The organism is Dietzia sp. CQ4 (genome assembly GCF_014145125.1).
Lineage (GTDB): Bacteria > Actinomycetota > Actinomycetes > Mycobacteriales > Mycobacteriaceae > Dietzia > Dietzia natronolimnaea.
Genome location: NZ_JAALDZ010000165.1, coordinates 1 through 7,108 on the forward strand (window position 1 = coordinate 1; position 7,108 = coordinate 7,108).

Here is a 7,108-nt window from a genome sequence, read left to right on the forward strand (position 1 = left end):
GCCGCCTGGGACGCGCCGTGGGGGCGCCCGCTGCTCGGCGTGCGCGCGACCGACACCCGCGCCGCCTGCCGCGCACTGGGCCTGGACTGGTGGGACGACCCGCACAACGTCGACCCGGCTTTCACCCGCGTGCGACTACGCCACGAGGTGCTCCCGCTCCTCGAGGACGTCCTGGGGGGCGGGGTGGCGGAGGGGTTGGCGCGGACCGCGGAGCTGCTCCGGATCGACGACGACGAGCTGGACCGTCTCGCCGCCGCCGTGCCCGTCTCCGGAGACGGCGGGCTGGACGTCTCGGTCCTCGAGCCGTTGCCGACGGCCGTACTGACCCGGGTCCTGCGGCGATGGCTGCTGGCCCACGGCTGCCCCTCGCCCACGTACGCGCACCTGTCATCGGTGGCCGCCCTCGTCACGGACTGGCACGGGCAGGGGGGAGTGGCGGTGGGGGGCACGGGCCCGGACGGGTCGGGTGTGTCGGCGGGCCGGGGCAGGTTGGTCGCTCGGCGACGGCATGGAAAGGTGGTCCTCGAGATCGACCGGGCGAGTGGAGCGGGGACGTAGATGAGCACGGACAAGTACGCCGACGAGATCGAGTCGGTGCTCATCGACACCGATGTGATTCGCGACCGGATCGCCGAGATGGGCGCGACGATCGGGGAGCGCTACCGGGACTCCGAACAGGAGGTCGTGCTGGTCGCCGTGCTCAAGGGCGCGGCGATCTTCGTCTCCGACTTCGCCCGGGCGCTGACCATCCCCTCCGAGCTGGAGTTCATGGCGGTCAGTTCCTACGGCTCCTCCACCAGCTCCTCGGGAGTGGTGCGGATCCTCAAGGACCTCGACCGCGACATCGCGGACCGCGACGTGATCATCGTGGAGGACATCATCGACTCGGGCCTGACCCTGTCGTGGCTGATGCGCAACCTCCGCACCCGCAATCCGCGCTCGCTGGAGATCGTCACCCTGCTGCGCAAGCCCGACGCGGTCAAGGCCGACCTGGACATCCTGGAGATCGGGTTCGACATCCCCAACGAGTTCGTGGTGGGGTACGGCCTGGACTTCGCCGAGCGGTACCGCGACCTGCCGTACATCGGCCGGCTGCACCCTCGCATGTACTCCTGACCGACGCTGTTGGACACATGTCTGGCAATTTCGTGATCCAGGTCACGCGAGGCGGTTAGCCTGGCGACATGTTCCCGGGAACCTTCGCCGCCACCACGCCCGACAAGCCCGCCGTGATCCGCCCCGCGACGGGCGAGCAGATCACCTACGCCGAGCTCGAGGCCAGGTCGGCCCAGCTCGCGCACGTCCTGACCGACGACTGGGGGCTTCGGCCCGGCGACACCATCGCCGTGGTCTCGGACAACACCCTCGAAATGGTCGAGATCTACTGGGGGGCGCTGCGGGTCGGGCTCTACATCGCCGCCATCAACCATCACCTGACGGCCGACGAGTCCTCCTACATCATCGGGGACTGCGGTGCCCGCGCCCTCTTCGTCTCCGCTCCCGTGGCCGACCACGTCGACCTGTCCCCGGACGCGCACCCCGACGTCGAGCACCGGGTGGTGTTCGGCGGGACGCTCGACGGGTTCGCGGACTACCGAGAACTGCTGGCCGACAAGCCCACTGATCCGCCCGCCGACCAGCCCCGCGGCCACGACTTCCTCTACTCCTCCGGCACCACCGGACGGCCCAAGGGCGTGCGCGTGGACCCGCCGGAGGGGCAGATCGACGAGGTCCCCGACGTCTACACCCCGGTGTTCAGCTTCCTCTACGCGTTCGACGCCGACAGCGTGTATCTGTGCCCCGCGCCGCTGTACCACGCGGCCCCGCTGCGGTTCTGCGGCGTGGTCAACTCCGTCGGCGGGACCGTGATCCTCATGGACCGCTTCGACGCCGAGGAGTCACTGCGCCTCATCGAGGAGTACCGCGTGACCCACTCGCAGTGGGTGCCGACGATGTTCGTGCGCATGCTCAAGTTGCCGGAGGAGACGCGGATGCGTTACGACGTGTCCAGCATGACCCACGCGATCCACGCCGCCGCCCCGTGCCCGCCCGAGGTCAAGCGCCGGATGATCGAGTGGTGGGGCCCGGTGATCCACGAGTACTACTCGGCCACCGAGGGCATGGGGATCACGTTCATCAACTCGCAGGAGGCGCTCGAACGCCCCGGATCGGTGGGCCGCGACGGGCTCAAGGGCATCGCGCACATCTGCGACGAGGAGGGCCGCGAGCTGCCCATCGGCGAGATCGGCACCATCTACTGGCAGCAGGACGAGGGCACCTTCGCCTACCACGGCGATCCGGACAAGACCGCGTCCGTCTTCCACCCCGAGCACCCCAACTGGTCCACCTTCGGCGACGTGGGTTACCTGGACTCCGACCGCTTCCTGTACCTGACCGACCGCAAGGCGTTCACCATCATCTCCGGCGGCGTGAACATCTACCCGCAGGAGATCGAGAACGCACTCGCGCTGCACCCGGCGGTCGAGGACGTCGCGGTGATCGGGATCCCGGACGAGGAGATGGGGGAGAAGGTCCACGCCGTGGTGGTGCCCGCTCCCGACCGCGCCGACGACCCCGACCTGGGCGAGGAGATCCTCGGATCGCTCCGCGGCCACATCTCGGACTTCAAGATCCCGCGGGCGGTGGACTTCGTCGACGAGCTACCCCGCACACCCACCGGGAAACTGGTCAAGCGCCGGATCCTCGACCGCTACACGAGCGGAACCGTCGCCTGAGGCGCCGATGGACCTGACCGGCGAGTTCGAACGCGAGCGACCGAGACTCACCCGGATCGCCGCGCGCGTCCTCGGTGATCCGGCCGAGGCCGAGGACGCGGTCCAACAGGCGTGGCTGCGGCTGGCGAGGACCGACGCCGCCGCCGTCGCCAACCTGCAGGGATGGCTCACCACCGTGGTCACCAGAGTGTGTCTGGACCGTCTCAAGGCCGCGGTGCCGGTGCCCGTGCCCGGGGACGCGCCCGATCGTCCGGGTGCCGATCCCGACCCCGCCGAGGAGGTGGCCCTCGCCGAGTCGGTGGGGTCGGCGCTGCACCTGGTGCTCGACCGGCTGTCCCCCGCCGAGCGGGTGGCGCTGGTCCTCCACGACTCGTTCGCCGTCGACTTCGCCACCATCGCCGGGATCCTGGACTGCACCCCGGCCGCCGCCCGCAAGCACGCCTCCAGGGCCCGGTCCAAGGTGGCGGCGCCGCCGGGCGGTCAGGGAACGGCGGACTGGGACGTGGTCGACGCCTTCCTCGCCGCGGCCCGGGACGGCGAGTTCTCCCGTCTGCTCGGGCTCCTCGCGCCGGACGTGGTGGTGGCCGGCGACCCGGTCGCCGTGGGCCTGGGGACCCCCGCGCGCATCGAGGGGCGCGACGCGGTGGCGGAGTTCTTCAACGGCGCCGCGGCCGCGGCGCTGCCGGTGTTCGTCCACGGCCGACCCGGAGCGGCGTGGTTCGACCGCGGAGTCGCCCGAGTGGCGTTCGACTTCCGCGTGTCGGGTGGACTGGTCACGCGCATCGACTTCCGCGCCCAGCCGGAGGCACTGGAGACGATCAACCGCCGGCGGGGCGGCGACCTGCGTTGACGTCCGCCGGGGAGACGCCGCCTCTCCGGCCTCGGGTGGGTCACATCTCCGGCCCGCCGCTCGTCATCATGGTGAGGAGCGCACACCGCGCTACCCGGACACGGGAGGAACGCCCCCATGAAGACCATGACCTGCAGAGATCTCGGAGGTCCCTGCGACCTCGCCCACTCCGGTGAGACCGCCGACGACGTGATCAACGCCCAGGACGCCCATCTGAAGGAACTCGTCAAGGCGGGGGACGAGGCACACGGGCCCGCGCGGAAGGAGATGAAGGGGCGGTGGATGCGGCCCCGGCAGGCGCTCGGGTGGTACAACGACGTCAAGAAGCGCTTCGCCGAGCTGCCGGAGGACTGACCCGGAGGACTGACCCGCAGGACTGACCCGGGTGGCCCGCCCGTCGCCGTCCCGCCCGCGTCAGGCCCCGGCCCCCTCGATCTCGGCGGCCAGCGAGAGCAGGGTCGGCTCCGAACCGGGCCGCCCGACGAGTTGCACCGAGGTCGGCATGTCCCGGCCGGCCGGGGACACGGTGCGACCGCACGGGACGGACATCGCGGGCCACCCGAGCACGTTGGCCAGAGGGGTGAACGGGGAGAACCTCATCGAGGCCCACAGCGAGCGTCCCCACGACCGCCGGTGCCAGTCGGTCGCCTCGGGTGGCAGGTCGGCCAGGGCCGGGGTGAGCCACACGTCCACGCCGGCGGTGTCCATCGCGCGCTCGACCTCAGTGCGCAGCGCCTCGGTCGCCCGGTTCCACCGGGTGTCCCCGTCGCCCGCCCCGCCGTTCCGGAACGCGGTGCGGCCCAACAGGGCGTGGTGTCGGGTGCGGCGCTCCATCGCGGAGAGCGGGAGGTTCTCGTCCTCCGCGGCGCGGGCCACCGCGAACGTCCACCGCGCCAGATAGAGCACCGGGTCGCGAGGTGACGGCAGCGTGGTGTCGACGATGACGAGGTCCCGGGCCCGGAGCAGATCGGCAGCCTCCCGGGCCGCGCGCGTCCACGGTTCCCGGACCCGGACGAGATCCCGGCCGAGCCGGATCGGACTCGTCGTGGACAGGCCCACGCGCGTCCCGCCGGGCACGGGTCCGACGGAGGCGAGCTCCGGTCGACCCGCCATCACGGACAGTGCCAGTGCCACGTCCCCGACGGTCCGGGCCAGGGGCCCCGACTCCGCGAGGCCACCCCAGTTGTCGCCGGCCAGTCGGGTGGGGACGACCCCCGGTCCGGGCTTGATGGTGACGATCCCGCAGGCGGCCGCGGGTATCCGTAGGGAACCCATCCCGTCGTCCCCCACCGCGAGCGGGACCATGCCGGAGGCGACCGCCGCGGCCGACCCGCCCGAGGACCCGCCCGCGGACAGGTTCTCGTCGAGGGGGTTGCGGGTGATGCCGTGCTCCTCGGAATCCGTCATCCCCCACGTGCACAGCTGGGGCGCGGCGGTGATGCCCACCGGGACCGCGCCGGCCGCCAGCAGGGGAGCGATCGCCGGGTTGTCGAGGGTCACGGTGCTCTTGACGGCCAGGGGGACCCCGGCCAGGGGCAGTTCCGACCGTCCGGCCCCGTCCCGGGCGTCCACCGCCGCCGCGGCCGCACGGCCGTCAGTCGCGAGGAGAGTGGTGAACGCACGGAGTGCCGGATCCAGGTGCGCGATCCGGTCCAGGGCGGCGTCGAGCGCCCCCGTCGCGGTGTCGGCGCCGGACCGCACCGCCTCTGCGGTCCGGGACGCGGGCGGGGTGGGGGTGATCACGAGCCCGATGGTACGGGGCGCGTACGACACGATCGCCTGTCCGCCCACGGCGATCAGCACGGTCGGCTGTCGTGCCCCGCAGGTAGCCTGGGGCGATAGGCGACGAGGTCGGTCGCATCACGAGGTCCGCCGACCGGCGGGGCCGTCCTTCGCACTCGAGGACCGAATGGAACGTAAGAGCAACACCGTTTTCCGCAACGTGGCGATCGCGGGCGTCATCATCCTGGCGATCGTCGGTTTCTCGTTCTTCGCGAACGACGAGCGGGGGTACACGGAGGTCGACACCTCTGTGGCCCTCGCGCAGATCGACGCCGGGAACGTCAGGGAGGCGACGATCGAGGACCGCGAGCAGCAGCTGCGGCTCACGCTCGAGTCGGCGATCACCCCTGAGGAGGGTGCGGACGAGACCGACCAGCTGCTCGCCAAGTACCCGGAGCGGGCGGCGGCCCAGATCTTCGACCGGATCGCCGCCGCGGAGCCGGAGAAGTACGACACCACCGTCACCCAGCAGGGCTTCCTCACCCAGATGCTGTCGTTCCTGCTGCCCATGCTCATCCTCTTCGGGCTCCTGTTCTACTTCATGACGCGCATGCAGGGCGGCAAGGGCGGCCTGTTCGGCGTCGGCAAGTCGCGGGCCGTCGAGTTCACCAAGGACATGCCGCAGACCACGTTCGCCGACGTCGCCGGTGAGGACGAGGCCGTGGAGGAGCTCAACGAGATCAAGGACTTTCTCCAGAACCCGGCGCGGTACGAGCGCCTGGGCGCCAAGATCCCCCGCGGCGTCCTCCTCTACGGGCCACCCGGAACGGGCAAGACCCTGCTGGCGCGGGCGGTGGCCGGCGAGGCCGGGGTGCCGTTCTTCTCGATTTCGGGCTCGGACTTCGTGGAGATGTTCGTGGGCGTGGGCGCCTCGCGTGTCCGCGACCTGTTCGAGAAGGCCAAGCAGAACGCGCCCTGCATCGTGTTCGTCGACGAGATCGACGCCGTCGGTCGGCACCGCGGCTCCGGGACGGGTGGCGGCCACGACGAACGCGAGCAGACCCTCAACCAGCTCCTCGTGGAGATGGACGGGTTCAGCGACCGTGAGACGGTCATCATGATCGCGGCGACCAACCGTCCCGACGTGCTCGATCCGGCCTTGCTGCGGCCCGGTCGGTTCGACCGCCAGGTGCCGGTGACCAACCCGGACCTGCGCGGTCGCGAGTCCATCCTCGCCGTCCACTCGGTGGGCAAGCCCCTGGCCGCCGACGTGGACATGCGGTCGCTGGCCCGGCGCACGATCGGCATGTCCGGCGCGGACCTGGCCAACGTGCTCAACGAGGGCGCGCTGCTGGCCGCCCGGATGGGCCGGGACGAGATCTCGATCGACATCCTCGAGGAGGCCACCGACCGGGTCGTGGGCGGACCACGCCGCAAGCACCGCGTGATCAGCGAGCACGAGAAGAAGGTCACCGCCTACCACGAGTCCGGTCACGCGCTCGCGGCGTGGGCGATGGAGGACCTGGAGCCGGTCCACAAGGTCACGATCCTCGCGCGCGGCCGCACCGGGGGGCACGCCCTGGTCGTCCCGGAGGACGACAAGTCCCTCATGACCCGCGCGGACATGATCGCGCGGATCGTCATGGCCATGGGCGGCCGCGCAGCCGAGGAGTACGTCTTCGGCGAACCGACCTCCGGCGCCAGCTCGGATATCGAACAGGCCACCAGGATCGCCCGCACGATGGTCGCCGAGTACGGCATGAGTTCCAGGCTCGGGGCGGTCAGGTACGGCGGCGAGGGC

7 protein-coding genes are annotated in these 7,108 nt (G+C 71.2%); 6 read left to right on the forward strand and 1 reads right to left on the reverse strand.

Annotated features, from left to right (window positions below):
- The 5 genes from G6031_RS10330 to G6031_RS10350 form a co-directional block, all read left to right on the forward strand.
- Window positions 1–558, forward strand: a 558-nt coding sequence (locus tag G6031_RS10330; RefSeq protein ID WP_182653210.1) for a TilS substrate-binding domain-containing protein, incomplete at its 5' end; no start/stop codon positions are given.
- Window positions 559–1,116, forward strand: coding sequence for a hypoxanthine phosphoribosyltransferase (gene hpt / locus G6031_RS10335; RefSeq protein WP_182610652.1), 558 nt, complete (start codon window positions 559–561; stop codon window positions 1,114–1,116).
- Between the two features lie 68 nt (window positions 1,117–1,184).
- On the forward strand, window positions 1,185–2,735 hold the full coding sequence (locus tag G6031_RS10340; protein ID WP_182653211.1) for an acyl-CoA synthetase: 1,551 nt from the start codon (window positions 1,185–1,187) through the stop codon (window positions 2,733–2,735).
- Between the two features lie 7 nt (window positions 2,736–2,742).
- Window positions 2,743–3,585, forward strand: a complete 843-nt coding sequence (locus G6031_RS10345) for a sigma-70 family RNA polymerase sigma factor (RefSeq protein WP_182645607.1) — start codon at window positions 2,743–2,745, stop codon at window positions 3,583–3,585.
- 117 nt (window positions 3,586–3,702) lie between these two features.
- Window positions 3,703–3,939 carry a DUF1059 domain-containing protein gene (locus tag G6031_RS10350; protein ID WP_107755669.1) on the forward strand — a complete coding sequence of 79 codons (237 nt, stop codon included), beginning with the start codon at window positions 3,703–3,705 and terminating at the stop codon, window positions 3,937–3,939.
- A gap of 60 nt (window positions 3,940–3,999) precedes the next feature.
- Here G6031_RS10350 and G6031_RS10355 read toward each other — a convergent pair whose 3' ends face one another.
- Complete coding sequence (locus G6031_RS10355; protein WP_347238477.1) at window positions 4,000–5,328, reverse strand: amidase family protein; 1,329 nt, start codon at window positions 5,326–5,328, stop codon at window positions 4,000–4,002.
- A gap of 166 nt (window positions 5,329–5,494) precedes the next feature.
- On the opposite strand from G6031_RS10355, the gene ftsH reads away from it, so the two are divergent.
- On the forward strand, window positions 5,495–7,108 hold a 1,614-nt coding region (gene ftsH / locus G6031_RS10360; protein WP_182653212.1), incomplete at its 3' end, for an ATP-dependent zinc metalloprotease FtsH.